The sequence below is a fragment of the Gammaproteobacteria bacterium genome (assembly GCA_016716465.1).
Classification (GTDB): Bacteria; Pseudomonadota; Gammaproteobacteria; order SZUA-140; family SZUA-140; genus JADJWH01.
The window spans coordinates 715,910-742,069 of the sequence record JADJWH010000001.1; the positions used below are offsets into that span (position 1 = coordinate 715,910).

The following is a 26,160-nucleotide window of genomic DNA, read 5'->3' on the forward strand; positions in this document are numbered from 1 at the left end:
GCCAGCGTACGCCATTCTATCTGCGCCTGTTCGCGGGAAATCACAGCCGTCTGGTTTCGCGCGCCACCCTCGCGGTACTGCTGTTCCTGCTGGTCGCCCTGCAGATCCGCCTGTGGTCTCACGACGGCGGCATCGCCAACATCTGGCGCCTCAATTATGAGATCGCGCACCAGAAACAGGAAAATGAAGGATTGCGCGAGCGTAACGAAGGCCTCGAGGCCGAGGTCGCCGATCTCAAGCAGGGGGCGGCGGCCGTGGAGGAGCGCGCGCGCGCCGAACTCGGCATGATCCGCAAGGGCGAGACCTTCTTCCAGACCGTGGAACCCTGAGGGCGCGGCATGACGGGCGCCGCCGCCGATCAGGGCCCGGCCTACTGGGTGGTGATCCCCGCCGCGGGCGCCGGCAACCGCATGGGCGCCGCCACTCCCAAGCAATATCTCGAGATCGCCGGCCGCACCGTCATCGAACATACCCTGGCGCTGTTTTCCACTCATCCGCTGGTTTCCGGCATCGTCGTGGCGCTGGCGCCCGGCGATGACGCCTGGGCGCGCCTGGCGCCGAGCGCCACCTGCCCGCTGCACACGGTAACGGGCGGGGCGGACCGACACCACTCCGTATTGAACGCCCTGCGCCGCCTCAGCGAGCTGGGACGGCCGCACGACTGGGTGCTGGTGCACGATGCCGCCCGGCCCTGCCTGCGTCGCTCCGATCTTGACCGCCTGATCGCCATGCTGCAGGAGCATCCGGTCGGCGGGCTGCTCGGCGTGCCGGTCCCCGATACCCTGAAGCGCGTCGACGCGAAGGGCAACGTGGTCGAGACGCTGACGCGCGACGGCGTGTGGCGCGCGCTGACGCCGCAGATGTTCCGCCTCGATGCGTTGCGGACCGCCCTCGAGGCGGCGGTCGTCGGTGGACGCCGGGTGACGGACGAGGCAGGCGCGATGGAGCATGCCGGCCATGCCGTGCGCATGGTGGAAGGTCATGCCGACAACATAAAGATCACCGCGCCGGGGGACCTCGCGCTGGCCGAGGTGTTCCTGCGCCGGCAACGGGAGGAGACCGAATGATCCGTATCGGCTGCGGCTATGACGCCCACCGTTTCGCGCCGGACCGTCCGCTGATCATCGGCGGGGTCGAGATCCCGTATGACCTCGGCATGCTCGCGCACTCCGATGGCGACGTGCTGATCCACGCCCTGTGCGACGCCCTGCTCGGCGCCGCGGGGCTCGGCGACATCGGCCGCCACTTTCCGGACAGCGCCGCCGAGTACGCCGGCATCGACAGCCGGATCCTGCTGCGGCGCGTGCTTGAAGAGATCCGCAAGCGCGGCTACGGCATCGTCAACGTCGACGCCACCCTGATCGCGCAGAAGCCCAAGTTCGCGCCCTACATCGAGTCGATGACCGCCATCCTCGCCGCCGACCTCGGCATTCCCATCGACGGCGTCAACGTCAAGGCGACCACCACCGAAGGCATGGGCTTCACCGGCCGCGCCGAACGTTGGTCTGCGCCAGCTTCACCCGGTTCTCGTACGCCTCCCGCGCGATGCGCACGTCTTCGAGGAAATAGGGCAGTTCCTTCAACAGCAGGGCCTGCGGGCCATCGACCAGGGCCTTGCTCGGCTCGGGGTGGAAGTCGACCAGGATCATGTTGGCACCGGCGATGACGCCCTGGGCGGTGACATGCAGCATGTCGAGGATGCCGTCCGGGCAGCGGGCGCGCGAGCCGACCGAGTGCGACGGGTCGATGCACACCGGCATGCGCGTCAGGCGCTTGATGACCGGCACGTGGGCGAAGTCGACGAAGTTGCGGTGCGGGTCGCCCATGTTGGTCTTCATGCCGCGCAGGCCGAAGATCACCTTGCGATTGCCCTCGCTGGCGAGATATTCCGCCGCATTGAGCGATTCCTCCAGCGTGATGCCGAAACCGCGCTTGAGCAGCACCGGGAACTCGTGCTGGCGCCCGGTGAACTTGAGCAGCTCGAAGTTCTGCGTGTTGCGCGTGCCGATCTGCAGCAGGATGCCGGTCGGATTTCCGGTCTGCTCCAATGCCGCCTTGATCTCCATGATGTGCGCCTCGTGCGTCACCTCCATGGCGATGCACTTGATGCCGTACTTGCCCGCCAGCTCGAACACATAGGGCAGGCAGTTCTTGCCGTGGCCCTGGAAGGAATACGGGTTGGTGCGCGGCTTGTAGGCGCCCATGCGCGTGCACACCTGGCCGTTCTCCTGCAGCGCCTTCATCATGCGCTCGACGTGCTCGGGATTGTCGACGGCGCACAGGCCGGCGAACACGTGCAGGGTATCCTGGCCGAAGCGCAGTCCGTTGTATTCAAAGGACGTAGGACGGTTGTCGCCCTTGTGCCGTCCGAGCACGCGGTACTCCTCCGACACGCGCACCACGCGCTCCACGCAGGGCAGTTCCGCCATCTCCGCCTCGTTGAGCGCGAGGGTGTCGCCGATCAGATAGATCTCGGTCAGGGTCTGCTTGGTGCCGACCTCCTGATGGATGCGCGCCTGAATGTTCCGCAGATGTTCCAGATGAGTCATCAGCTGGCGGAATTCGGCGCCGTTGCGGTCGGTGTTGGGGGAGAGGATCAGGATCATGGTGGTGGTTACCTGTTATATGATTGGGTAGTTTCTTCTGTATAGGCTTACTGTGCGTTCAGTGAGGCGTGAGGCGTTAGGTGTTAGGTGTGAGGAGGAAAAGCCAACAAAACTATTTAAAAAAGTACTTGCCAGGAAAAATGCAGCGATCATGCTCTTGTTGCCTCACGCCTCACGCCTCACGCCTCACGCCTAGTCTCTGAACCTCCGCGTCAGATCTCCGTACGCATCGATGCGCCGATCGCGCAGATAGGGCCACATCCGCCGCACGGCCTCGCCGTGCGCGCGGTCGATCTCGACGACCAGCACCTCGGGTTCGGCCGCGGCTTCGGCGAGGATCTCGCCCTGCGGTCCGCAGATGAAACTGTCGCCCCAGAATTCGATGCCCTTCGACTGGCCGGAGGGGTCGGGCTCGCGGCCGACGCGGTTGCAGGCGGCGACCGGGATGCCGTTGGCGATGGCATGGGCGCGCTGGATGGTGCGCCAGGCATCGCGCTGGCGTTCGCGTTCGGGCTGCTCGTCGCGCGGGTCCCAGCCGATGGCGGTGGGGTAGAGCAGGATCTCGGCGCCGGCCAGCGCCATCAGGCGCGCGGCCTCGGGATACCACTGGTCCCAGCACACCAGCACGCCGAGGCGTCCGGCTGAGGTGTCGATCGGCGTGAAGCCGAGGTCGCCCGGCGTGAAGTAGAATTTCTCGTAATAGCCGGGATCGTCCGGGATGTGCATCTTGCGATAGGTGCCGGCCAGCGACCCGTCGCGCTCGAAGACGACGGCGGTGTTGTGGTAGAGCCCGCTGGCGCGGCGCTCGAACACCGAGCCGACGATCACGATGCGCAGCTCGGCGGCGAGCGCGGCGAGCGCGCGGGAGGTCGGACCCGACGGGATCGGCTCGGCCAGGTCGAAGACGGCGGGATCCTCGGTCTGGCAGAAATACGGTCCGGCATGCAGTTCCTGCAGCAGGACCAGCCCGGCGCCGCGCGCCGCCGCCGCGCGGATGCCGGCCACGCTGCGCGCGAGGTTATCGTCGCGGTCGGCGCCGCAGGCCTGCTGTACCAGTCCGAGTTTGATCGCGGTCGTGCTCATTGGGCCGGGTTCGTTACGGGATCGATGCCGGCATGCCTGGCAGCACCCCGGCGGGAATCTGCATGGTAGCACAGTGCAGGCTGCCGTTCTGCGAGATCAGCGGCAGGCATGGGATATCGATGATGGCGCGGCCCGGAAAGCAGGCGGCGATGCGGTCGAGGGCGATCCGGTCGGCGGGATCGCTGTACACCGGGACCAGCACCGCGCCGTTGATGACGAGGAAATTGGCGTAGCTCGCCGCCAGGCGACGCCCGTCGCGATCCCGCTTGGGCTGCGGCAACGGCAGCGGCACCAGTGTGTAGGGCCGGCCGTCGGCATCACGCAGGGCCGCAAGTTCCGCCGCCATCGCCCGCAGCGCGGGATGATGTTCGTCAGCCGCATCCTCGCAGGAGGCATAGGCGATAGTACGCTCGTCACAGAAGCGCGCCAGTTGATCGACATGGCTGTCGGTGTCGTCGCCGGCCAGCCAGCCGTGCTCCAGCCACAGCACGCGGGCGATGCCGAGTTCGGCATGGAGAAATTCCTCGATTCGCGCGCGTGACCACCCGGGATTGCGCGTGGGCGCGAGCAGGCACTGGGTGGTGGTGAGCAAGGTACCCCGGCCGTCGCAGTCGAAGCTGCCGCCCTCCAGCACGAAGTCGGAACGGCGCAGCGGCGTGTCGCCGAAGGCGCCCTGGGCGTGCAGGCGGCGCGTGATTTCGTTGTCGTTGCCGGCCTCGAACTTGCCGCCCCAGCCGTTGAAGGTGAAGTCGCACAGTATCGGCCGGCCGTCCTCGATGAGGGTGATCGGTCCGTGGTCGCGCACCCAGACATCGTTCGACGGGGCGGTGAAGAACTGCGTGGCATCCATGTGCGCGCGGGCGCGCTCGAGCATTCCGGCGATGTGGTCCCGGTGCCCCTCGTCCTGGCAGGTGATGATGAGCTGCTGATGGCGACTGATCGCGGAAGCGATGGCGGCGAACACCGGTTCTACGCCCGGCAGCTCGTCCCGCCAGTCGCTGTCCGCGCGCGGCCAGGTGAGCATGACCGCATCCTGGGGCTCCCATTCTGCCGGCAGGCGGCGCGGGCATGCGGGAATCGAAGGGGACATCGTATGGCCTCATCTGCGGCATTGGAGGAAGCCGCATATGATGCCATCAAATTCCCGGCCGTGGTATGGGCCGGCTCAGGGGGTTGCGGGGCTGGACACGCCGGTGACGCTGTGGATGACGTACTGACGTTCGAAATACACGGTAAAGTCCGGGTAGATCCAGCGCGTGATCGGGGGATTGCCGACCGCGGGCAGGATCTTGTCGGGTTTGCCGAAGGCCTGTTCGACCGTGCCCATGGTGGTGGCGCGGGCGGGCGCTGGCGCGGCGACGGGATCCGTGGCGGGCGCCGCCCGGGCCGCGGTCGCCGTCAGCAGCAATGCCGTGGCGAGCGCGATGGACATGTGACGGGCGGGAAGTTTCATGGCTGGTCGCTTCCAGTGTGTAACGGGCTCACAGGGAAGCGGCGGCGGGAGAAAAGTCTTTAAGGGTTCGGTACGGGGACCTGAACCCCGTCACAGATTTCGCGTGGACTCAAGCGAATCTGAATGCTTGACGCAGTTGCGACCAGCCGCCTTGGCGGCGTAGAGCGCGCTGTCGGCCTTCTCAAACAGACTCTCGCTGTTGTCGCCCTTGCTGTAGCAGGACACGCCGAGGCTGACCGTGACGGGAATCCTGTGATCGCCATAGATGAGCTCATTGGTTTCGACCGCGGTGCGGATGCGCTCGGCGAGGCGCATCGCGCCCTGCTTGTTGGTATTGCTGAGCAGAATCAGGAATTCCTCGCCGCCGCAGCGAAACAGGATATCGGTGCGACGCGTGCAATCGGTGAAGATTTCCGCCACGGCCTTGAGGACGTAATCTCCTGCGAGGTGGCCGTGGCTGTCATTGATCTGCTTGAAGTGATCGAGGTCCGCCGCGATGAGCGACAGTGCATTGCCGTGCCGCCGGGCAAGCTCCGTTTCGCGGATCAGGGCGCTGTTCATGGCGCTGCGGTTGTTGATACCGGTCAGCGGGTCGGTCAGCGCCGCGGTCAGCGCGTGCCGGTACATGATGGCGTTGCGCAGCGGATAGACCAGGCAGCACAGCAGGTGTTCGAGCAGATGGGTCTCGTTGGCGCTGAACTTCTTTCGGCGCGTGAAGACGAGCTGGCCGAGCGTCTGTGCCGCCACCACCAGCTGGTAGGAGCAGGAGTGCTTTTCCGGTTTGCCGTTCGCAACCGCGATCTGCAGCGGCTGGTACTCATAGCTCACGCTGTCGTGGGGGACCAGGCCGTGGATCTGCTGGGAAAAGACTTGGATCAGTTGGTCGAACTCGAGCGTGGTCTGCAGCATGCCGGCGATCTGCAGGGCCTTCGCGGTTCCTTCGGGCAGGCCGGTGTCAGTCTCGATGGCGCTGGACATCAGGGCCAGGTTGCCTAACTCGTAGGCCGGCTCGCTGCCTTTCTGTTTTTTCGTTTGCGGCATAGCTTGAGCGCTTCCCCAGTGCCCGCCATGAATCCTGCCCCAGAAAACAGCAACTTCCGTGCCACAGGCAGCCCGGATGAATTCTTTCTTGAATTTTAAAATGTTAGAGCAGGAGCTTTGTCATTCTTAACATACTCTTCCGGCGAAGAAAATAGGCCCGCGGTGAGTGGCCGCCAACAATACGGCGCGCGGGCGCGGGTCTTCCTCATCAGACGTCTACAAAGATGCCAATAATTTGTTGATTTGAAAATCGAGTTTTTCCCGTATGCATGAGCGCTACCGTGAGGCGGGCTTTGCCGGGCTTGCCGATAGACGCATCCGTGCGCATGATGGGACGGTCCACGGAATGTCAACGTCGCCATCGGCGCCAGGGAAGGTGCGCATGGAAAAGACTCTGCTTCATTCAACGGAGGAATTGTTGCGGCTGGTGGAGGAGCGCAGTCCGCCGCCCGACCGGCCGCTCGGGCGCATCCTGCTCGAATCCCGTCTGATCGAGCCGGCGCAATTGGAACTGGCCCTGGCCCGGCAGCGCCGGGAGCGCAGCAAACACCTCGGGCGCATCCTGATCGAAAGCGGCCTGCTGAGCGCGGGACAGATCCATGAAGCGCTCGCCGCCAAGTTCGGCATCCCCTGCGTCACACTGGAACACCTGCCACTGGATGCCGCCGTGCTGGCGCGACTGCCGGCCGAATTCGCCGCCCAGCACACGGTGCTGCCCCTCGCCGAGTGCGGTGAACGGCTGATTGTCGCGCTGGAGAACCCGCTCGACGCCGCCATACTGGAGCTGATCCGCTTCAACACCGGCGCCAGCGTGGTCCCGGTGCTGGCCTCGGCGCAGGATATCGCGCTCGCCCACAATCGCTGCTATGCGCAGGCTGATGAAGACGAGGCGCTGGAGGTGGTGCGCCCGGAAACGCCGCGCAACGGCGAGGTCACGGAGACGCCCGAGGATCCGGTCGCGCGCGAGGCGACGCGCAAACCCATCGTCCGTCTGCTGAACGCAATTCTTGCGCAGGGCATTATGCGGCGCGCCTCCGACATCAATATTCGGCCGGATCGCGAGCGCGTCGGTGTCTATTACCGGGTCGACGGCGCCCTGCAGTTCTCCCGCTCGCTGCACAAATCGCTGCTGCCCGCGCTGGTGAGCCGGCTCAAGATCATCGGCCACATGAATATCGCGGAACGCCGCCTGCCGCAGGAGGGCAATACCCGGTTGCAGCGCGGCGGACGCGATATCGATCTGCGCATCTCGGTGATTCCGACCGTAAACGGGGAGAGCGTCGTGATCCGCATCCTCGACAAGGAGGTCGGCCTCAAGCCGTTCACCGGACTCGGCCTGCCACAGCACGAGGCGGGTGAGATGTTGCGCATCCTGCAGCGTCCGCACGGACTCCTGCTGGTCACCGGACCGACCGGCTCGGGAAAATCGACCACGCTCTACGCGCTGCTGAACGAGATCCGCGCCACCGGCGCCCATATCCTGAGCGTGGAGGATCCGGTGGAATACGGCATGGAGGATGTCGAGCAGGTGCAGATCGCGGAAAAGATCGGCCTCGGATTCGCCCAGGTGCTGCGCCGTTTCCTGCGCCACGATCCGGATGTGATCATGGTCGGGGAGATCCGCGACGGCGAGACCGCCGCCATCGCCTGCCAGGCCGCGCTCACCGGCCACCTGGTCATGAGCACGCTGCACACCAACAGTGCTCCCGATACCGTCGCGCGACTGATCGACATGGGCGTCGAGCCGTACATCCTGGCCTCGATCCTGCTCGGGGTGATGTCCCAGCGGCTGATCCGCCTGAATTGTCCGCAGTGCAGCCGGCAGGATACGGCCAGTGTCGCGACGCGATATGCGAAGACCGGCGCGGGAGAAGGAGGGACCGGATTCCGCCGCGGCGCCGGTTGTGCCGGCTGCAATCTCACCGGCTACCGCGGCCGCGGGCTGATCTGCGAGGTGCTGCCGGTCACGCCTGAGGTCGCATCCCTGATCAGCGCCGGCGCTCCGGCCGCTGCGCTGGCCAAACTTGCCCGGGAACAGGGCATGACCTCGCTGCTGGACCAGGCGCTGCAGCTGGCCCGGGAGGGCAGGACCTCGCTGGAAGAGGCGCTGGCGGTCGCCGGCGCCTGAGGCATGGAGGAGGAACGAGGCCTTAGCGCTTATAATGGGGTCATTGCACCCGGACTGTGCCTTGACCAGGAGTTTCTTCATGCCGCGCCTGTCCCATCATAACTGGATCGTTCCGCTGGTCTTCGGATTTACCCTGGCCGGCTGCGGGACCGGCAGCGGCGGAGGCGGCAGCGCGACCACGGCGACCGGTGTCCTCAAGGACGCCAATGTCGCCGGCCTGAGCTATCGGTCGGGACAGGAGGAAGGTGAGACCGGCGCGGACGGGAGTTTCACCTACGAAGTGGGAAACGATGTCACGTTTTCCATCGGCGATCTGGTGGTGGGCACCGCCCCCGGGCAACCCGTGATCACGCCGCTGGATTTCGTTCCGGCCAGCGGAGTCAATACGACCGCGGTGCAGAACATCGTCCGCTTTCTGCTGTGGCTGGACACGGACGCGATTCCTTCGAATGGCATCGAGATCAGCCAGGCGTTGCGTGAGCACGCGGAGGCCACGCCGTCGATCTGGAAGCCGATCGCTTTCAATGTCAGCGAAGATTTCAATCGGAACTGGACCTGCTCTTCACGCTCGCTGCCGACGGCACTCGATGCACGGGATCATCTGACAAATACCCTGTTATGCCTGCGGTCGGGGGCCTTCCGCGGGACGCTGGCGGGCGGCGATACAGGCAATCTCGGGCTGATGGTCGACGCGCAAACGAACGAGTTGCGCGGTTTCGTCGCCCGTAACGGCAGCCCGGCCATGCTCGAACTGGAGGGAAGTTCCGCCGTCAGCCTGGATCAACAGGCCTTTTTCATCAGCACGGCCACGCCCGCCGGTACGACTTTCATGGGGCGGCTGACTGATCCGGATACCGCCACCGGCTCCTGGACGATTCCGCTCGCGCAGCCGCTCAACGGGACCTTCCAGGGCGAGCGAATCGGAGGCCAGGGCAATGCCCGTTATCGTTTCACCGCCACCTACAAGAACGGCACTAACGACCTGGCCGGACTGTATACCTTCGATATCGATGCGGCCAGCGGCGTGACCGGCGTTGCCTACGGCGTCGATTCCGATGAGTCGACGACCCTGTCGGGGGTCTACGACAGTCAATTTCAGACACTCATTGCCGTCACCCCGGGTCAGCTTGTCAGGGTTGACGCCGCTGTGGACCTGACCGCGGGCACCCTGAACGGCAGCGATAGCCTGGGAAACACCGTCACCGGCAGCGGCTGCCGCCTGAACTAGCGAAGCCCGTCCAGCATCACTGAATCCCATCGGCACGGGGATGACCTCCGCGCTCTGCCGTAACCGACTCCGGCTGGATTCAGGGGCATTCGTCCGTGTGAAAAATATTTTTTCCGCCTCCTTGACTCCCCCCTGCGTCCGGTTTGATCCTAATACCGGTTTTCGGGGTGCGGCCGGAGCCCGCATAACACGGAACGCGACGATTGATACGATTGATGATGGGCACATCGCAAGAATCCGACATCAGGATCAGGTCGGCGACGCGGCAGGATGCGCGGGCGCTCGCGCAGATCGAGCAACGTTGCTTCGACCCGGCGATTTACGGCCACATCCTGCTCAGTGAGAGCGAGTTTCACCACATGATCGGTCGCGCGCGCGCGCAGGTGATCGTGGCCGAAACGGCCGGACGTGTGATCGGCTACGCCGCGGTATTTTATCTGCGCGCAAAACGCCTGACATGGTTCTATTCGCACGCCGTCGAGCGCGAATACCGCGGCCTCGGGGTCGGCACGCGCCTGTTTCAGGGCGTCGAGGCGCTGGCGGTCGCCAACGAGTGTCCCTGCATGATTCTGGAGATCCGCGGGAAACGGGAACTGTACGAACGTTACCTGCGTTACGGTTACCAGGTGATTCGCGAGATCCCGAGGTTCTATCCCGACGGCAGCGCCGCGACCCGCATGGGCAGGCTGATCGCGGAAAACGCATCTGCTTCGCCGCGGAGAATCCTTGTCTAAGACTAGGATCGTCTACTCGGAGTGCTCCAGCATGTACTCAAGCGCGGAACGCAATTCGTCGTCGCTGCAAGCGGCGCAGCCGCCGCGCGCCGGCATACGGTTGAGACCGCTCAGGGTGCTATCCAGCAATGCGTCCTTGCCCCTGGCGATGCGGGGTGCCCACGCGTCCCGATCGCCAAGGCGGGGGGCGTTCATCATTCCCGGACCATGACACATCTTGCAGGCCTTGCTGTAAATATCTGCGCCGATCTCTGAAGACCCGGCAGGCTGCGCCGCGGCGGCGGTGGCGAAGATGCCAGACAGCAGGATGCATAGAGTAGATCGTTTCATGGCCGGCTCCTGTGGTTCATCGTCTGATGATTGCTGTTCGCATGGATCTGCTCCTGCGAGCGCTCCTTACGCGGGTTGCGCCGATTGTGCCATGATCCGGCGTGCGCATTCCAACCCGCTGCGCACCGCGCCCTCCAGCGTCGAGGGATAACCCGTCGCGACCGCATCGCCGGCCAGCCAGCAGGCTTCCAGCGGCGTATCCACCCCGGGGCGCAGGGCATTGATGCCCTGGCGGCTGAGGAACGTCGCGCGTTTCTCGCACAAGGTGAAGATTTCATCCGGTGCGGGCCAGTGCGGGAAACAGGCCGCGAACTCGGCGGCGACGCGCTGCTGCAGGACGCCGCGTTCCAGGTCCATGTGTTCTCCCGGACCGCTGATGACCGCCGCGATCAGTCCGGGTTCCCCGCTCGCCCCCAGGTCGAATGCCCATTGGGCAAGCATGCCGTGCAGGCCGACCATAGGACAGTCGAGCCGGACCGCGGCGGGATAATGCAGGTACACGGTACAGATCGGCGAATATTCGAATGCCGCGAGGCGTCGCGCCAGCACCTGCATGGGGGCGCAGTCATTGATGAGGTGCAGGCAGGCCGACGGCGGCAGGGCCAGGATGACGTGATCGGCCTCCAGGCGCGTGCCGTCGGCCAGCACGACGCCGGTGATCCTGCCGCGCGAGACCTCGAGCCCGGTGGCGCGACGGTTGAGCAGGACGCGGCCGCCGCGCCCGGCGATGAATTTCCGCGCCGGTTCCGGAAAGGTGTCGGCCAGGCCGCGGCGCGGCAGCAGCAGGTCACTGTCGCGGCGGTCATAGGCGAAGGCGTCGCGCAACACACGCAGGAACACTTCTGCCGAGGCCTCGTGCAGCGGCGTATTGAGCGCCGCGAGGCAGATCGGCTCCCACAGTCGCGCGACCGCTTGCGGCGACTGTCCGTGACGGTACATCAGTTCCTGCACGGAATAGTCTTCGCGCAGATCCCTCGAACGCGCGGCGGCGAGACAGAATCTCAGCGCGCCCCATTTGTCCGCCCGGCTCAATCCCTCGGCGCCGTACAGCCCGCCGAGCAGATGGAATGGCGCCGGCAGGGCGGCGAGCCTGAGGCGCAATGAGCGGGAAGGCGAGGTGGACAGCGAGCGCAGTTCGAACGGGCGGCGATCGAACACGGCATCCTCCGGGACGCCCATCGCGGCGAGCAGGCCGAGGATGCCGTGATAGGCCCCGATCACCAGGTGCTGCCCGCTGTCATACTCGCGTCCGCGGTGCCGGATGCGGGCGGCGCGGCCGCCGAGGCGTCCCGCGGCCTCGATCAGCGTGACCTCGGTCTGGTGCCGGCACAGTTCCACGGCGGCGGCAAGGCCGGACCACCCGCCCCCGACGATGAGCACGCGGGTCATGTCAGTCGGCGGTTTCCGCCAACCGTTTTTTCTGTTGCCGCTTTTCCTGTTGCACGGTCTTCCAGGCCAGCCACAGCTTGCGCACGGGGGTGAGGCTGATGCGGTGCTCGAGGACCTTGTAATCGTCGGCGGCGATCTCCTTCAGCGTCTCGAGATAGATCGCGGCCATGGCCAGGCCGCCGCGCTGGGCATGGCGATCCGCGGCGGGGAGCAGCTCGAAGGCCTTGCGGTAATAGGAGCGGGCGCGGTCGGCCTGGAAGCGCAGCAGGGCGCGGATCCGATCGGTGGTCTGGTTTCCCATGATTTCATTGAGACCCACCCCGAAGCGGCGCAGCTCCTCGAGCGGGATATAGACCCGGCCGCGCAGGCTGTCCTCGCGCACATCGCGCAGGATGTTGGTGAGCTGAAACGCGGTGCCGAGATTGTGGGCGTATTTCAGGGTCGCACGGTCGGTATAACCGAAGATCTCCGCCGACATCAGGCCGACCATGCTGGCGACACGGTGGCAATACAGCGAGAGATCCTTGAAGCTCTCGTAGGTATCGTGGTCGAGGTCCATCTCCATGCCGTCGATGACCTCCAGGAAATGCTCGGCCGGCAGGTTGAAGCGCTGGATCGGGATGGCGAGGGCGCGCGTGACCGGGTGTTGCGGCGAGCCCGCGAACAGGCGCCCGATCTCCTCGCGCCACCAGGCCAGCTTGGCGCGCGCCACCGCCGGGTCGAGGTTCGCGTCGACCACATCGTCCACCTCGCGGCAGAAGGCGTACAGGGCGATGATCGCGCGCCGCTGATCCGGTGGCAGGAACAGGAAGCCGTAGTAAAAACTCGAGCCGCTGCGCGCGGCCTTCTGCTGACAATACTGATCCGGGGTCATGCCGGAAAAGATACAGGAAAACCCGCTGAAAACACAGGACCGAGGGATGAACAAAATGCCGCCCGAATACAGGCGCGGAGCGCCGGAATCCGGGGGCCGTGGACCTGATCCCGGATTTCGCTGCGCTGCATCCGGGCTACGATTGCGACATGTTTTTTTATTGACCTGGTCCCTGGCCCTGAGTCGATAGTCCTGTTTTTGTAATGGACATCCACAGCAATCCCATCCGGTCCATTCGCGTCAGCCGCGGCCGGCGGAAGACATCCTCCCGCTGTTTTGCGAGGCGGTCGAGCACGCGGCGGGCACCGAACAGAATCATGCGCAGTTCGAGTCCGAGGCGGCCGCGCAACTGCCAGCCGAGCGGGGCGCCGGTGACCAGGAGCGCGCGGATGCGGTCGAGCTGAAGATCGACCAGGCGGAGCATCGCGGGATCGGTGCGGCCCGCGGCAATCGCATCCTCACTGACACCGCATTCGCGCATATCCTGTTGCGGAAGATAGATGCGGCCGTGTTCGTGATAATCCTGACGGATATCCTGCAGGAAATTGATCAACTGCAGGGCGCTGCAGATCGCATCGGAGAGGGAGAGCTTGCCGGGTTCGGCCTCGCCGTACAGGTGCAGCAGCAGCCGGCCGACGGGATTGGCCGAACGGCGGCAGTAATCCAGCACCTCGGCGAAATCCTCATAGCGCTTCCGCGTCACGTCCTGGCTGAAGGCGTCGAGCAGGTCGTGAAACAGCGGCAGCGGGAGCCGGAAGCGCCGCCGGCAGTCGTCCAGCGCGATGAAGACCGGGTCGTTGCCCGGGTCGCCCGCGGCCATTTCGTCCAGGCGACGCGCAAAGTCGCGCAACAGGGCGATCCGGGTCTCGGGCGCGCGCGCCTCCTCGTCGGCGAAATCGTCCGCCGTGCGGGCATAGGCATAGATGGCCGCGACCGGGCCGCGCAGGCGCGCGGGGACGGCGAGCGAAGCGACCGGAAAATTTTCGTAATGGCGGCGTGCCAGGCCGAGGCAGTAGTGATAGGCGTCGCGCACCTGCGCGGCGGACGGGGCGGACATCAGCCCTCCGGTGTGTCGTCAGTCATGCGCCGCACATCCTGCTCGATCTGTTCCGGTGCGTCGAGCGGCTTCGCGCCGCTGATGCCAAGCTCGGTGAACTTGCGCGCGCCGCTCATCACCTGGCGCTCGTAGGAGCCGACAGCCTTGTTGTAGGTCTCTACACTCCCCTTGAGCTGGCGCCCGATCTTGTCGAGGTGCTCGCCGAAGGTGGCGAGGCGCTTGTAGAGGTCTTCGCCGAGATCGCGTATGCGTTCGGCGTTTTCGGTGATGGCCTCCTGGTTCCAGCCGAAGGCGATCGCGCGCAGCAGGGCGACCAGGCTGGTCGGCGTGGCGAGGATGACCTTGCGGGCGAGCGCATCCTCGAGCAGGGCCGGATCGTGATCGAGCGCGGCGCTCAGGAAGTGTTCGCCGGGGATGAACAGCACGACGAAGTCCGGGCTGTGCTTGAACTGGCTCCAGTAGGCCTTGCCGGCCAGTTCCTGCACGCGCTCGCGCACCTTGCGGCTGTGGCGTTCCAGGTGCTGGCGTCGCGTCGCGTCATCGGCCGCCTCGACCGCGCTGAGGTAGGCGTCGAGCGGTGTCTTCACGTCAACCACGATCTCGCGCCCGCCCGGCATGCGCACGATCATGTCGGGTCGGATCGCACCCTCCGTGGTGCCGGTGTGCTCCTGTTCGTAGAAGTCGCAATGCTGCACCATGCCGGCAAGCTCGACCAGCCGGCGCAGCGTCAGTTCGCCCCACTGTCCGCGCACCTCGGGACGGCGCAGGGCCTGCACCAGATTGCGCGTCTCGCCGTGCAGCAGCTGCTGGGTCTGGGCCAGTGACTCCAGGTGCTTGCTGATCGAACCGTAGGCCTCCTTGCGCTCGTGCTCGATCTCGCGGATCTGGCTGCGGGTCTTTTCCAGCAGTTCCTTGATCGGCGCCACGAGGTGCTCGATCGCCTGTTCCTTCTTGGCCAGATCACCCTCGGCCTGGATGTGGAATTGCCTGAGCTTTTCCTGCGCCAGGCGCAGGAATTCGGCATTGTTGTTCTTCAGCGCTTCCAGCGAAAGCGCCGCGAAGGTATCACCGAGTTGTGAACGCGCCTGTTCCAGCGCCTGCAGCTTCTCCTGCGCCGACCGGCGTTCGAGTTCGAGCGTGGTGTTCAGCTCGGCGAGGCGCAGCTCGAGCGCGAGCTGGCGGCGCTGGGCGTGCAGGCGCGCCAGGATGAAGCCGGCGAGGAAGGCGGCAAGGACCGCGACGCCCGCGAGGATCAGTCCTTCCGCTGTCATGCGCGCGCGCGCTCAGGCATGGGCGTTCAGCCAGTCGAGAATGTCGAGCGGGGTGTCGATCATCCCGTCCGCGTCCCATTCATGCGGGCGGTCATCCTGTCCCAGGTACCCGAACAGCGCCACCAGGGTCTTCATGCCGGCGGCGCGTCCGGCCTCGATGTCGCGCCGGGCGTCACCGATGTAGAGACATTGTTCCGGCGCCACGCCGACCAGTGCGCTGGCGTGCAGCAGCGGTTCGGGGTGGGGCTTGCGGTTGCGCGTGCTGTCGCCGCTGATGACGCAGGCCGCGCGCGGCGCCAGGCCAAGGTCCTTCAGCAGAGGTTCCGTCAGCCAGGCGGGCTTGTTGGTCACGACACCCCACTTCACGCCGCGGTTCTCCAGCGTGGCGAGGACCTCATCCATGCCGTCGAACAGACGCGAATCCTGCATCAGCCGCTCGCGGTACAGGTCCAGGAAACGCTGGCGCAAGGCCGCGAAACTCGCGTCCTGCTCATCGATCCCGAATCCGACCTGGACCATGGCGCGGGCGCCGTGCGAGACATGCGGACGGATGACGTCAAACGGCAACGGCTCCAGCCCCCGCTCCGCGCGCAGGACATTCAGTGTCGCGGCGAGATCGGGCGCGGTGTCCACCAGCGTGCCGTCAAGATCGAACAGGAAGCAATGGGGAATCTGGTTGGTATTGGAGGTCATGAATAAAGAACTCAGGACTCAGGACTCAGGACTCAGGACCGGGGACTGAGAAAAACAATACGGTTCTGTTTTTGGCATCGAGCCTGGATAACCATCTACGAAAAAAAATGTTTTCACTTGGCCCTTAGTCCTGAGACCTCAGTCCCGTGTCTTGACGGCATGCACCAGATAATTCACATCCACGTCATGTCCCAGCGCGTAGCGCCGCGTGAGCGGATTGTAGCTGAGGCCGGCAAGTTCACGCACTTCAAGTCCGGCGGCGCGCAGCCAGCGGCCGAGTTCCGAGGGGCGGATGAAGCGGGCATAATCATGCGTGCCCTGGGGCAGCATGCGCAGCACGTATTCCGCGCCGACAATGGCGAGCAGATAGGCCTTGGGGGTGCGGTTCAACGTCGAGAAGAACAGGTGCGCGCCCGGACGCGCAAGGTCCGCGCAGGACTGGACCAGTGCGGCCGGATCGGGCACATGCTCGAGCAGTTCCATGCAGGTGACGACGTCCGCCGTGGCGGGCGACTGCGCCGCCAGTTCCTCGGCGCCGATGCAGCGATAGTCGACCTGTCGCCCGGTTTCGAGCAGGTGCAGGCGCGCAACCGAGAGCGCGGACGCCGCCAGATCGATGCCGGTGACGCTGGCGCCGAGCCCGGCCATACCTTCGGCGAGAAGTCCGCCGCCACAACCGACATCGATGACCGCCTTCCCCGCGATCCGCGCGCGCGCGTCGATGAAACCCAGGCGCAACGGATTGATGTCGTGCAGCGTCTTGAACTGTCCCTGGGGATCCCACCAGCGCGCCGCCAGGGCGTCGAACTTGGCGACTTCGGCGGGGTCGACATTGGTCCTGGTTTCGCTCATATCGATCAATGTGTCATGCCTCACGTCTCAACTCATCGCTCTTCCCGATCTTCTCCCGCCACATCTCGGCATTCACCAGGATGGCATCCTCGTCCAGGGTCGTCAGGCGACGATCCTGAGCAGATGGCGGCCGGCGACCCAGACGTCGCTGACCTGCTGGCGCCCGCAGGCGTAGACCAGTTGCGAGATGGGGTGATAGACGGGACGGGATTCGATGTCACCCAGGCGAACCGCGACGACGTCGGCGGATTTTCCGCGCCGCAGGGAACCGATCTCATCATCGAGGCCGAGGGCGCGCGCGCCGTTGAGCGTGGCCATGCGCAGGGCCGTAGCGGCGGGCAGCGCGCTGGCATCGCCGGCCACGGCCTTGGCGAGCAGGGCGGCGGTGCGCATCTCGCCGAACATGTCGAGATCGTTGTTGCTGGCGGCGCCGTCGGTGCCGAGCGCGACGTTGACGCCGGCCCGCAGCAGCTTGTGCACCGGACAGAAGCCGCTGGCGAGCTTGAGGTTGGATTCGGGACAGTGGATCACCTGCGCGCCGGTGTGCGCGAGACGCGCGATCTCGGCGTCGTCGAGCTGTGTCATGTGTACGGCAAGCAGGCGCGGGGACAGCAGGCCGAGCTGTTCCAGGCGCGCGATGGGCCGCTGTCCGTGGTGTTCGAGGCTGCCGTTGATCTCATCCGCCGTCTCGTGCACGTGCATGTGGACGGGGATATCCAGCTCGTCGGCCAGGGTGCGGATCTTGTGCAACGGCTCGTCCGAGACGGTGTACGGCGCGTGGGGGGCGAACACGGTGCGGATGAGGGGATCGCCGCGATAGCGGTCGTGCAGTTCGAGACCCTTGGACAGATATTCCGCCGCGTCCGCCGCCCAGGCGGTGGGGAAGTCGATCATGATCAGGCCGATCGCCGCGCGTATGCCGGCATGGCTGGCCGCGCGCGCCGTTTCGTCCGGGAAGAAATACATGTCGTTGAAACAGGTGGTGCCGCCGCGCAGCATCTCCGCGATGGCGTGCTGCGAGCCCTGGAAGACGAACTCGGGGCCGACCCAGGCCGCCTCAGCGGGCCAGATGTGATCGCGCAGCCATTGCATCAGCGGCAGATCATCGGACAGACCGCGGAACAGGCACATCGCGGCATGGGTATGCGCGTTGACCAGTCCAGGGATCAGCGCATGTTCGTCCAGGCGCAGTTCCTGCGCGGCGCCGTAGCGGCGCACCGCCTCGGATGAAGGCAGGATCTCGGTGATACGCCCGCCCTGGATCGCGAGGGCGTGGTGTTCGTATACCGCGCCTTCCGGCTCGACCGGGATGATCCAGCGCGCGTGAATGAGGGTGTCGACCGTCGTCATGGAAAGGCCTGCCGGAATCGGGGTCCCGCTAGTATAGCGGGAAGCCGCGCCGGAAATCACCCGCGCGGGAGCAGGCCTACTCGGTGTGGCGGACGATGTAGATCTCGACGCGGCGGTTGCGTGCGCGTCCTTCGCGCGTCCAGTTCTCGTCGATGGGGGTATGCTCGCCCAGTCCGCCGAGGCGGACCAGCTCGGCTGCGATCCCCTGGCCGAGCAGATAATCGCGCACGGCGTTCGAACGGCGGTCGGACAGGAGGTCGTTGTAATTCTCACCGGCGGTATAGTCGGCATGCCCCTGGATGATGACGCGATCCACGCCCGTCGCGTGCCGGAGATATAGCGCCGCGTCGTCCAGGACGTTGCGCGCCTGCTCGTCCAGCAGGTCCTGGTCATGCGCAAAGAAGACATGGCGCAGGGGAATGAATTCGAACCGGACGCCGACACCGGTCGCGGATCCTGTGGTATCCGCTGCCAATACCGGCGTCGCGCCCTCGTCGGCGGCGGAGCTGACGCCTGTGACCAGCAGGGCGGCGGCCATGGCGTACGGAAGCGAATGCGAACGGGATCTCATCCTGGGAATTATCGGCCGCGACGAGCGTCTCTTAACTGCGCCGCACGGGTCCGGAGTGGTAGAATATGGCCCTGCCTGCCCCCCGGGCGGCGGTGCCGCCTCCAGACGGCATCCATGACCAACTGACACGGAATTACCCGCGATGAACCTCGATACCCATGACAGTGTTCGGCCCATACTCTGGCGCGACGGAAGCCTGTGGTTGATTGATCAGCGGTTGCTGCCCCAGCGCAAGGAGCAGGTCATCTGCCGGGATGTTGCGGCGGTAGCGGAAGCGATCCGTAACATGACCGTGCGCGGCGCGCCGGCGATCGGCATCACGGCCGCCTACGGCGTGGTGCTGGCGGCGCGCGACCGCTTCGATACCGCGCCCGGGTCATGGCGTGAGGCGATCGAAGAGGACCTGCAGCTCCTCGCCGGCACGCGGCCCACCGCGGTGAACCTGTTCTGGGCGATCGACCGCATGCGCGCGGCGATCGCCGACTGCGACGGCGGCCCGGGCGTGCGCCTGCTGGAAGAGGCGCGCGCGATCCACGAGGCGGATATCGCCGACAACCGCAGGATGGGTCAGATCGGCGCCGCGCTGATCGAGACGCCCTGCGCGGTGCTGACCCACTGCAACGCGGGTTCGCTGGCGACCGGCGGATTCGGTACCGCGCTCGGCGTGATTCGCGCCGGCTACGTCACCGACCGTATCCGGCGCGTCTATGCCGACGAGACCCGCCCCTGGCTCCAGGGCGCGCGGCTGACGGCCTGGGAACTGCTCGAGGACCGCATCCCGGTGACCCTGATCGCGGAGGGCGCGGGCGCCCACCTGATGAAGCAGGGCGAGGTCGGCTGGCTGATCGTGGGCTCGGACCGCATCGCCGCCAATGGCGATGTGGCGAACAAGATCGGGACCTATGGGGCGGCGATTGCCGCGCGCCATCATGGGGTCAAGGTCATGGTGGTCGCGCCGACCTCGACCATCGACATGAACACGCCGGGCGGCGGGGCGATCCCGATCGAGACGCGGCGCGAGGAGGAACTGCTCGCGCTCGCCGGGCAGGGGATCGCTGCCGCCGGGGCGCGCGCCTGGAACCCGGTGTTCGACGTGACTCCGGCCGGACTGGTCGATGCAATCGTCACCGAAAAGGGCGTGGTGCTGGCGCCCGACGCGGCCAAGATGGCCGCGCTGATGAAGCCCTGAGCCCGCCCGGCCCAGGGCGGCGCCTCACCCGTTAGGAGAAGGTGCGGCGACCGTATGCCTTGTGCTAGAATCCGCCTTTTAAAACGCCCCCGTAAACGGGAAAAATAAATTCAAGGGATCAGGAAGACATGAGTCGGTTGCCGCGCCAGGCGGCGAGCCGACACCTCGAACCATTCCATGACAGATTCCGCTAAAGAGATTCTCCTCACCAACATCGAAGAGGAGATGAAACAGTCCTATATGGACTACGCCATGAGCGTGATCGTCGGGCGCGCGCTGCCCGATGTGCGCGACGGCCTCAAACCCGTGCATCGCCGCGTCCTGTACGCGATGCACGGCCTCAACAACGACTGGAACAAGCCCTACAAGAAATCCGCCCGCGTGGTCGGTGACGTGATCGGTAAATACCATCCGCACGGCGACACCGCGGTGTACGATTCGATCGTGCGCATGGCCCAGCCGTTTTCCCTGCGTTACATGCTGGTCGACGGCCAGGGCAACTTCGGCTCGGTCGACGGCGACGCCCCGGCGGCGATGCGCTACACCGAGGTGCGCATGTCGCGCATCGCCCATGAGATGCTGGCCGACCTGGAAAAGGAAACCGTCGATTTCGTCCCCAACTACGACGAATCCGAGCAGGAACCTTCGGTGCTGCCCGCGCGCATCCCGAACCTGCTCATCAACGGTTCCGCGGGCATCGCGGTGGGTCTCGCCACCAATGTGCCGCCGCACAATCTGAACGAGATCGTCAATGCCTGCATTGCGCTGATCGACAACCCGGCGATCGACATCCAGGGCCTGATGGAACATGTTCCGGGCCCGGATTTCCCCACCGGCGCGATTATCAACGGCGTCCGCGGCATCCACGAGGCCTACCGCACCGGGCGCGGGCGCATCTACCTGCGCGCGCGCGCCCACTTCGAGACCGACGAGGCGGGTCGCGAGCGCATCATCGTCACCGAACTGCCGTACCAGGTGAACAAGGCGCTGCTGCTGGAGAAGATCGCGCAGCTGGTGAGGGAGAAGCGGCTCGAGGGCATTTCCGAGCTGCGTGATGAGTCCGACAAGGACGGCATGCGCATGGTCATCGAGCTGAAGCGCGGCGAGATGGGCGAGGTGGTGCTGAACAATCTGTATCTGCACACCCAGATGCAGAACGTGTTCGGTATCAACATGGTCGCGCTGTCCGAAGGACAGCCGCGCCTGCTCAACCTCAAGCAGTCGCTGGAAGCCTTCCTGCAGCACCGGCGCGAAGTCGTCACGCGGCGGACCATCTTCGACCTGCGCAAGGCGCGCGAACGGGCCCATGTATTGGAGGGACTGACCGTCGCGCTGGCGAACATCGACGAGATCATCGCCCTGATCAAGGCGGCCCCCGGCCCGGCCGAGGCCAAGGCCGGATTGATGGCGCGGAGCTGGCCACCCGGCGTGCTGACCGAGATGCTGGCCCAGGGCGATGCGGGCCTGGCGCGGCCCGAGGGACTGGCGTCGGAGTTCGGTCTGCTCGCGGACGGATACCGCCTGTCGGACGTTCAGGCGCAGGCGATCCTGGATCTGCGCCTGCACCGCCTGACCGGTCTGGAGCAAGAAAAAATCCGCTCAGAATTTAGAGAGATAATCGAGGCAATTAAAGAGCTAATTGAAATACTGTCGAATCCGGGACGCCTGATGCAGGTCATCCGTGACGAACTCCTCGCGGTGCGTGAGCAGTTCGGCGACGCGCGTCGGACCGAGATACAGCACGACCAGACCGATCTCTCGATGGAAGACCTGATCCCGCCGGAGGACGTCGTCGTCACGATTTCCCACGGCGGCTACGTCAAATCGCAGCCGGTCGAGATGTACCAGGCTCAGCGGCGCGGCGGTCGCGGCAAATCGGCCACTTCGATGAAGGAAGCCGACTTTATTGATAAACTCTTCGTGGCCAACACGCACGACGCCATCCTGTGCTTTTCCAGCCATGGCAAGGTCTACTGGCTGAAGGTCTACGAACTGCCGCAGGCGAGCCGGAACGCCCGCGGCAAGCCGTTCGTGAACATACTGCCGCTGGAAGAGCACGAACGCATCAACGCCGTGCTTCCGGTGCGCGAGTACGCGGATGACAAGTTCATCTTCATGGCCACCAGCAACGGGACCGTGAAGAAGACGCCGCTGACGGATTTTTCGCGTCCCCGCTCGAACGGCATCATCGCCATCGAGCTGGAGGAGGGAAATCACCTCATCGGGGTGGACATCACGGACGGCAGCAAGGATATCCTGCTGGTATCCAGCAGCGGCAAGGCGGCGCGTTTCACGGAGAGCGACGTGCGGCCGATGGGCCGGGTCTCGCGCGGCGTGCGCGGCATCAAGCTGGCGGAGGATCAGCGCGTGATCTCGCTGCTGATCGTGGACGACAAGGGCTATGTGCTGACCGCGACCGAGCACGGTTACGGCAAGCGCACCTCCATCGGTGAGTACCCGGTGCACGGGCGTGGCGGGCAGGGCGTCATTTCCATCCAGACCTCCGAGCGCAATGGCCAGGTGGTGGGCGCGGAGCTGGTGTTCGATGGCGATGAGATCATGCTGATCACGGCGGGCGGCACGCTGGTGCGGACCCATGTGGACGAGATATCGGTACAGGGACGCAATACCCAGGGCGTGCGCCTGATGCGTCTCGATGAGGGTGAACGTCTGGTCGGCATCGACCGGTTCGAGAGTCTGGAAGAAGAAGAGTCGGAGTAAGCACAGACATGACACGCGTCTACAATTTCAGCGCCGGCCCGGCCATGCTGCCGGAGGAAGTGCTCAAGCGCGCCAGCGAGGAGATGCTCGACTGGCACGGCAGCGGCATGTCGGTGATGGAGATGAGCCATCGCGGCAAGGCCTACCTGTCGATCGCGCGACAGGCCGAAGCCGACCTGCGCGAGCTGCTGGCCATCCCGTCCAATTACAAGGTCCTGTTCCTGCAGGGCGGCGCCAGCCTGCAGTTTTCCATGGTGCCGATCAACCTGCTGCGCGGCAAGCGCACGGCGGACTATATCAATACCGGCGCCTGGTCGAAGAAGGCGATCGAGGAGGCGCAGCGCTTCTGCGAGGTGAACGTCGCGGCGAGTTCGTCCGCCAGCAAGTTCACCACCGTACCGCCGCGCGCCGAGTGGAAGCTGAATCCGGACGCCGCCTATGTGCATTACACGCCCAACGAGACGATCGGCGGCGTGGAATTCCCGTTCATCCCGGACACCGGCGCCGTACCGCTGGTCGCCGACATGTCGTCCACGCTGCTGTCGCGGCCGATCGACGTAACCCGGTTCGGCGTGATCTATGCCGGCGCCCAGAAGAATATCGGCCCCGCCGGCCTGGTCATCGTCATCGTGCGTGAGGACCTCATCGGCGCGGCGCTGCCCGGCATGCCGGTCATGCTCGACTACAAGACCCATGCCGAGAACGAATCGATGTACAACACCCCGCCGACCTACAGCTGGTACATCGCCGGCCTGGTGTTCGACTGGCTGAAGCGCCTCGGCGGCCTGGCCGCGATGGCGAAGATCAACCAGCGCAAGGCGGCCAAGCTGTACGACTACATCGATGCCTCCGGTTTTTATCGCAATCCGGTCGACAAACCCAGCCGCTCGTGGATGAACGTACCCTTCACGCTGCCGAACGAGGCGCTCGACGCGGTCTTCCTGAAGGAGGCCGATGCGCAGGGGCTCACCACACTGCAGGGCCACCGCTCCGTCGGCGGGATGCGCGCCAGCATCTACAACTCCGTGCCCGAGGCCGGGGTGGACGCGCTGGTGGAATTCATGAAGGGTTTTGCCAAGCGGAACGGGTAAATACCTCAGGACCGAGGACTTAGGACTGAGTAGGCAACACCATTCACCCATCACCTGTTGTGATTGCTGAGGTGTCATGTACAAGATTCTGACCCTGAATAACATATCCGTCGTCGGGCTCGAGCGGTTTCCGCGCGAATCGTACGAGATCGCATCCGAGATCCAGCATCCGGACGCGATCCTGCTGCGTTCGTTCAAGATGCACGGCATGGCGCTTCCCGAAACGCTGAAGGCGGTCGGACGGGCGGGAGCGGGTGTGAACAATATTCCCGTTCCTGAGCTGAGCAAGCGCGGCATACCCGTGTTCAACGCCCCGGGGGCGAACGCCAATGCGGTGAAGGAACTGGTCGTCGCCGGCATGCTGCTCGCCTGCCGCAACATCTGCCAGGCCTGGGATTTCGCCCGCAACCTGGAAGGCGACGATGAATCCATCGGAAAGCAGGCCGAGGCGGGCAAGAAGGACTACGTCGGTTTCGAGTTGCCGGGCCGCACCCTCGGGGTGATCGGACTCGGCGCGATCGGCATCAAGGTCGCCAATGTCGCCATCGATCTCGGCATGCGCGTGATCGGTTATGACCCCAAGATCACGGTGCAGAGCGCCTGGCGGCTGTCTTCCGAGGTACAGCAGGCCGCAAGCCTCGACGACATGCTCACGAAGGTCGATTTCGTCACCTTCCACGTGCCGCTGAACGACGAGACCCGCGGCATGATCAATACGGACCGCCTCAAGCGCATGAAGAATGGCGCGGTGATCCTGAACTTTGCCCGCGAAGGCATCGTCGACACCGCCGCGGTACGCGCGGCCATCGACGCCGGCAAGATCTATTCCTATGTGTGTGATTTCCCCAGCCATGAACTGAAGGGCCACAAGCGAGTGATCGCCTTGCCGCACCTTGGCGCCTCCACCGATGAGGCGGAAGAGAACTGCGCCGTCATGGTGGCGGATCAGGTGCGCGACTACCTCGAGAACGGCAACATCTTCAACGCGGTCAATTTCCCGGAGGTGCAGATGCCGCGCACCGAGGGTTACCGGATCGGCATCGCCAACGCCAATGTACCCAATATGGTCGGCCAGATTTCGACCGTGATGGCGCAGGCGGGCCTGAACATCATCGACCTGCTCAACAAATCACGCGGCGAAATCGCCTACACCCTGGCCGACGTCGACCGCAAGATCCCCATCGAAGTCATCGAAGGCATCCGCAAGATCGACGGGGTGCTGAATGTGCGGGTCATTGATTAAAAAATCAGGACTTAGGACTCAGGACTAAGGACTAAGTTAAATGCCAATAATAAAAAATAAATCCAAAGCAGCCGAGCGATTTGTTTCAGGCGCTAAATTTAGCCTGCGTGTTTTCACTCAGTCCTTAGTCCTGAGTCCTTAGTCCTGTATTTTGATCATGTCCGACGAAGACCTGCTGAAAACCATCCGCGCCCGCATCGATCAGATCGACGGGAAGCTGCAGGAGCTGATCACCGAGCGGGCGCGATGCGCGCTCGAGGTGGCGCGGCTCAAGCATGCCTCCGGCGATATGGATTACTATCGGCCGGAGCGCGAGGCGCAGGTGCTGCAGACGGTGCTCGGTCGCAACCAGGGGCCGCTCGACGACGAAGTGGTGGTGCGCCTGTTCCGCGAGATCATGTCTGCCTGCCTGGCGCTGCAGCGCCCGATCGCCGTGGCCTATCTCGGACCGGAAGGCACCTTCACCGAGGCCGCGGTATTCAAGCATTTTGGCCAGGCGGTGAGCGCGCGCCCGCTGGCCGCCATCGACGAGGTCTTCCGCGACGTCGAAGCAGGCGCCGTGGATTACGGTGTGGTTCCGATCGAAAACTCCTCCGAGGGGGCGGTCGATCACACGCTCGACATGTTCATGAGTTCTCCGCTGAAGATCTGCAGCGAGATCGAGTTGCGTATTCATCACAATCTGATGGGCAAGGCGGACGCGACGGGCGGGATCAATCGTGTCTATGCGCACCAGATGGCCCTGGCGCAGTGCCGCGAATGGCTCAACGCGCACCTCTCCGGCGTCGAATGCATCCCGGTCAGCAGCAACGCCGAGGCCGCGCGTCGGGCGCAGGAGGAAGCGGGCGCGGCCGCGATCGCCGGCACCAACGCGGCCGCCATCTACGGCCTGGAGATTCTCTCGTCCAATATCGAGGACAAGCCGGACAACACGACCCGCTTCCTGGTGATCGGTCGCAAAATCCCCGCGCCGAGCGGACGCGACAAGACTTCCCTGCTGGTCTCCACGTCCAACAAGCCCGGCGCGCTTTATCGCCTGCTGAAACCCCTGGCTGAACACGGGATTTCCATGAGCCGTATCGAATCGCGGCCTTCCCGGCGCGAGATGTGGGAATATGTCTTTTTCATCGACATCGAGGGCCATGCCCAGGACGAGAAGGTGGCGGCGGTCATCCGGATCCTGGAAAATGAGGCGGCTGTGCTCAAGGTGCTGGGTTCGTACCCCTGCGCCGTGTTGTAGGGGACGGACTGAAGTC

The 26,160-nt window shown here is 65.0% G+C and carries 23 protein-coding genes and 1 pseudogene; 11 read left to right on the forward strand and 13 right to left on the reverse strand.

Annotation, left to right across the window (positions count from 1 at the left end):
* Positions 1–50 precede the first annotated feature (50 nt).
* Genes ftsB through ispF form a run of 3 tightly spaced genes read left to right on the forward strand, consistent with a single transcriptional unit; the run spans position 51 to position 1,666 of the window.
* Complete coding sequence (gene ftsB, locus IPM20_03360; protein MBK9130669.1) at positions 51–329, forward strand: cell division protein FtsB; 279 nt, start codon at positions 51–53, stop codon at positions 327–329.
* Between the two features lie 9 nt (positions 330–338).
* On the forward strand, positions 339–1,067 hold the full coding sequence (ispD, locus tag IPM20_03365; protein MBK9130670.1) for a 2-C-methyl-D-erythritol 4-phosphate cytidylyltransferase: 729 nt from the start codon (positions 339–341) through the stop codon (positions 1,065–1,067).
* On the forward strand, positions 1,064–1,666 hold the full coding sequence (ispF, locus tag IPM20_03370) for a 2-C-methyl-D-erythritol 2,4-cyclodiphosphate synthase (GenBank protein MBK9130671.1): 603 nt from the start codon (positions 1,064–1,066) through the stop codon (positions 1,664–1,666). Before ispD ends, ispF begins: the two co-directional genes overlap by 4 nt.
* A gap of 1,132 nt (positions 1,667–2,798) precedes the next feature.
* Here the strand turns inward: ispF and IPM20_03375 are convergent.
* The 4 genes from IPM20_03375 to IPM20_03390 all read right to left on the reverse strand — a co-directional run bounded on the left by IPM20_03375 (position 2,799) and on the right by IPM20_03390 (position 6,183).
* Positions 2,799–3,674 (reverse strand): carbon-nitrogen hydrolase, encoded by an 876-nt coding sequence (locus IPM20_03375; protein ID MBK9130672.1) that lies wholly within the window; start codon positions 3,672–3,674, stop codon positions 2,799–2,801.
* Positions 3,675–3,702: 28 nt separating this feature from the next.
* On the reverse strand, positions 3,703–4,779 hold the full coding sequence (locus tag IPM20_03380) for an agmatine deiminase family protein (GenBank protein MBK9130673.1): 1,077 nt from the start codon (positions 4,777–4,779) through the stop codon (positions 3,703–3,705).
* 75 nt (positions 4,780–4,854) lie between these two features.
* On the reverse strand, positions 4,855–5,142 hold the full coding sequence (locus tag IPM20_03385; GenBank protein ID MBK9130674.1) for a hypothetical protein: 288 nt from the start codon (positions 5,140–5,142) through the stop codon (positions 4,855–4,857).
* 90 nt (positions 5,143–5,232) lie between these two features.
* Positions 5,233–6,183 carry a GGDEF domain-containing protein gene (locus tag IPM20_03390; GenBank protein MBK9130675.1) on the reverse strand — a complete coding sequence of 317 codons (951 nt, stop codon included), beginning with the start codon at positions 6,181–6,183 and terminating at the stop codon, positions 5,233–5,235.
* Between the two features lie 382 nt (positions 6,184–6,565).
* On the opposite strand from IPM20_03390, the gene IPM20_03395 reads away from it, so the two are divergent.
* The 3 genes from IPM20_03395 to IPM20_03405 all read left to right on the forward strand — a co-directional run bounded on the left by IPM20_03395 (position 6,566) and on the right by IPM20_03405 (position 10,273).
* The gene (locus IPM20_03395; protein MBK9130676.1) at positions 6,566–8,311 is read left to right on the forward strand and encodes a type II/IV secretion system protein; all 1,746 of its coding nucleotides are present in this window, start codon (positions 6,566–6,568) and stop codon (positions 8,309–8,311) included.
* 79 nt (positions 8,312–8,390) lie between these two features.
* Positions 8,391–9,539, forward strand: a complete 1,149-nt coding sequence (locus tag IPM20_03400; GenBank protein ID MBK9130677.1) for a hypothetical protein — start codon at positions 8,391–8,393, stop codon at positions 9,537–9,539.
* Positions 9,540–9,757: 218 nt separating this feature from the next.
* The gene (locus IPM20_03405; GenBank protein MBK9130678.1) at positions 9,758–10,273 is read left to right on the forward strand and encodes a GNAT family N-acetyltransferase; all 516 of its coding nucleotides are present in this window, start codon (positions 9,758–9,760) and stop codon (positions 10,271–10,273) included.
* A 12-nt stretch (positions 10,274–10,285) separates the two neighbouring features.
* Here IPM20_03405 and IPM20_03410 read toward each other — a convergent pair whose 3' ends face one another.
* From IPM20_03410 to IPM20_03450, 9 genes and pseudogenes are all read right to left on the reverse strand, one after another.
* Positions 10,286–10,603, reverse strand: a complete 318-nt coding sequence (locus IPM20_03410; GenBank protein MBK9130679.1) for a cytochrome c5 family protein — start codon at positions 10,601–10,603, stop codon at positions 10,286–10,288.
* Between the two features lie 66 nt (positions 10,604–10,669).
* Positions 10,670–11,992, reverse strand: a complete 1,323-nt coding sequence (locus IPM20_03415; GenBank protein ID MBK9130680.1) for an FAD-dependent oxidoreductase — start codon at positions 11,990–11,992, stop codon at positions 10,670–10,672.
* A gap of 1 nt (position 11,993) precedes the next feature.
* Entirely contained in the window at positions 11,994–12,866 is an 873-nt protein-coding gene (hpnD, locus tag IPM20_03420; protein ID MBK9130681.1) for a presqualene diphosphate synthase HpnD, read from the reverse strand.
* Positions 12,867–13,023: 157 nt separating this feature from the next.
* Entirely contained in the window at positions 13,024–13,923 is a 900-nt protein-coding gene (gene hpnC, locus IPM20_03425; GenBank protein ID MBK9130682.1) for a squalene synthase HpnC, read from the reverse strand.
* Positions 13,923–15,194: a DNA recombination protein RmuC gene (gene rmuC / locus IPM20_03430; protein MBK9130683.1), complete on the reverse strand. Its 1,272-nt coding sequence runs from the start codon at positions 15,192–15,194 to the stop codon at positions 13,923–13,925. The genes hpnC and rmuC overlap by 1 nt, the downstream gene beginning before the upstream one ends.
* A gap of 12 nt (positions 15,195–15,206) precedes the next feature.
* A complete protein-coding gene (gene gph, locus IPM20_03435) occupies positions 15,207–15,887 on the reverse strand; it encodes a phosphoglycolate phosphatase (GenBank protein MBK9130684.1) in 681 nt (226 codons plus the stop codon).
* Between the two features lie 138 nt (positions 15,888–16,025).
* Complete coding sequence (gene ubiG / locus IPM20_03440; GenBank protein MBK9130685.1) at positions 16,026–16,739, reverse strand: bifunctional 2-polyprenyl-6-hydroxyphenol methylase/3-demethylubiquinol 3-O-methyltransferase UbiG; 714 nt, start codon at positions 16,737–16,739, stop codon at positions 16,026–16,028.
* 13 nt (positions 16,740–16,752) lie between these two features.
* Positions 16,753–18,089, reverse strand: a pseudogene (locus IPM20_03445) (TRZ/ATZ family hydrolase).
* Between the two features lie 76 nt (positions 18,090–18,165).
* Complete coding sequence (locus tag IPM20_03450) at positions 18,166–18,660, reverse strand: OmpA family protein (protein MBK9130686.1); 495 nt, start codon at positions 18,658–18,660, stop codon at positions 18,166–18,168.
* 142 nt (positions 18,661–18,802) lie between these two features.
* Here IPM20_03450 and mtnA point away from each other — a divergent pair, with 142 nt between their 5' ends.
* From mtnA to pheA, 5 genes are all read left to right on the forward strand, one after another.
* Entirely contained in the window at positions 18,803–19,849 is a 1,047-nt protein-coding gene (gene mtnA / locus IPM20_03455; protein ID MBK9130687.1) for an S-methyl-5-thioribose-1-phosphate isomerase, read from the forward strand.
* A gap of 177 nt (positions 19,850–20,026) precedes the next feature.
* Positions 20,027–22,570, forward strand: coding sequence for a DNA gyrase subunit A (gene gyrA, locus IPM20_03460; GenBank protein MBK9130688.1), 2,544 nt, complete (start codon positions 20,027–20,029; stop codon positions 22,568–22,570).
* A gap of 8 nt (positions 22,571–22,578) precedes the next feature.
* Entirely contained in the window at positions 22,579–23,661 is a 1,083-nt protein-coding gene (gene serC / locus IPM20_03465; GenBank protein MBK9130689.1) for a 3-phosphoserine/phosphohydroxythreonine transaminase, read from the forward strand.
* A gap of 76 nt (positions 23,662–23,737) precedes the next feature.
* Positions 23,738–24,904, forward strand: coding sequence for a phosphoglycerate dehydrogenase (locus IPM20_03470; GenBank protein ID MBK9130690.1), 1,167 nt, complete (start codon positions 23,738–23,740; stop codon positions 24,902–24,904).
* 157 nt (positions 24,905–25,061) lie between these two features.
* Positions 25,062–26,144 (forward strand): prephenate dehydratase, encoded by a 1,083-nt coding sequence (gene pheA, locus IPM20_03475; protein MBK9130691.1) that lies wholly within the window; start codon positions 25,062–25,064, stop codon positions 26,142–26,144.
* The last annotated feature ends 16 nt before the right edge of the window (positions 26,145–26,160 follow it).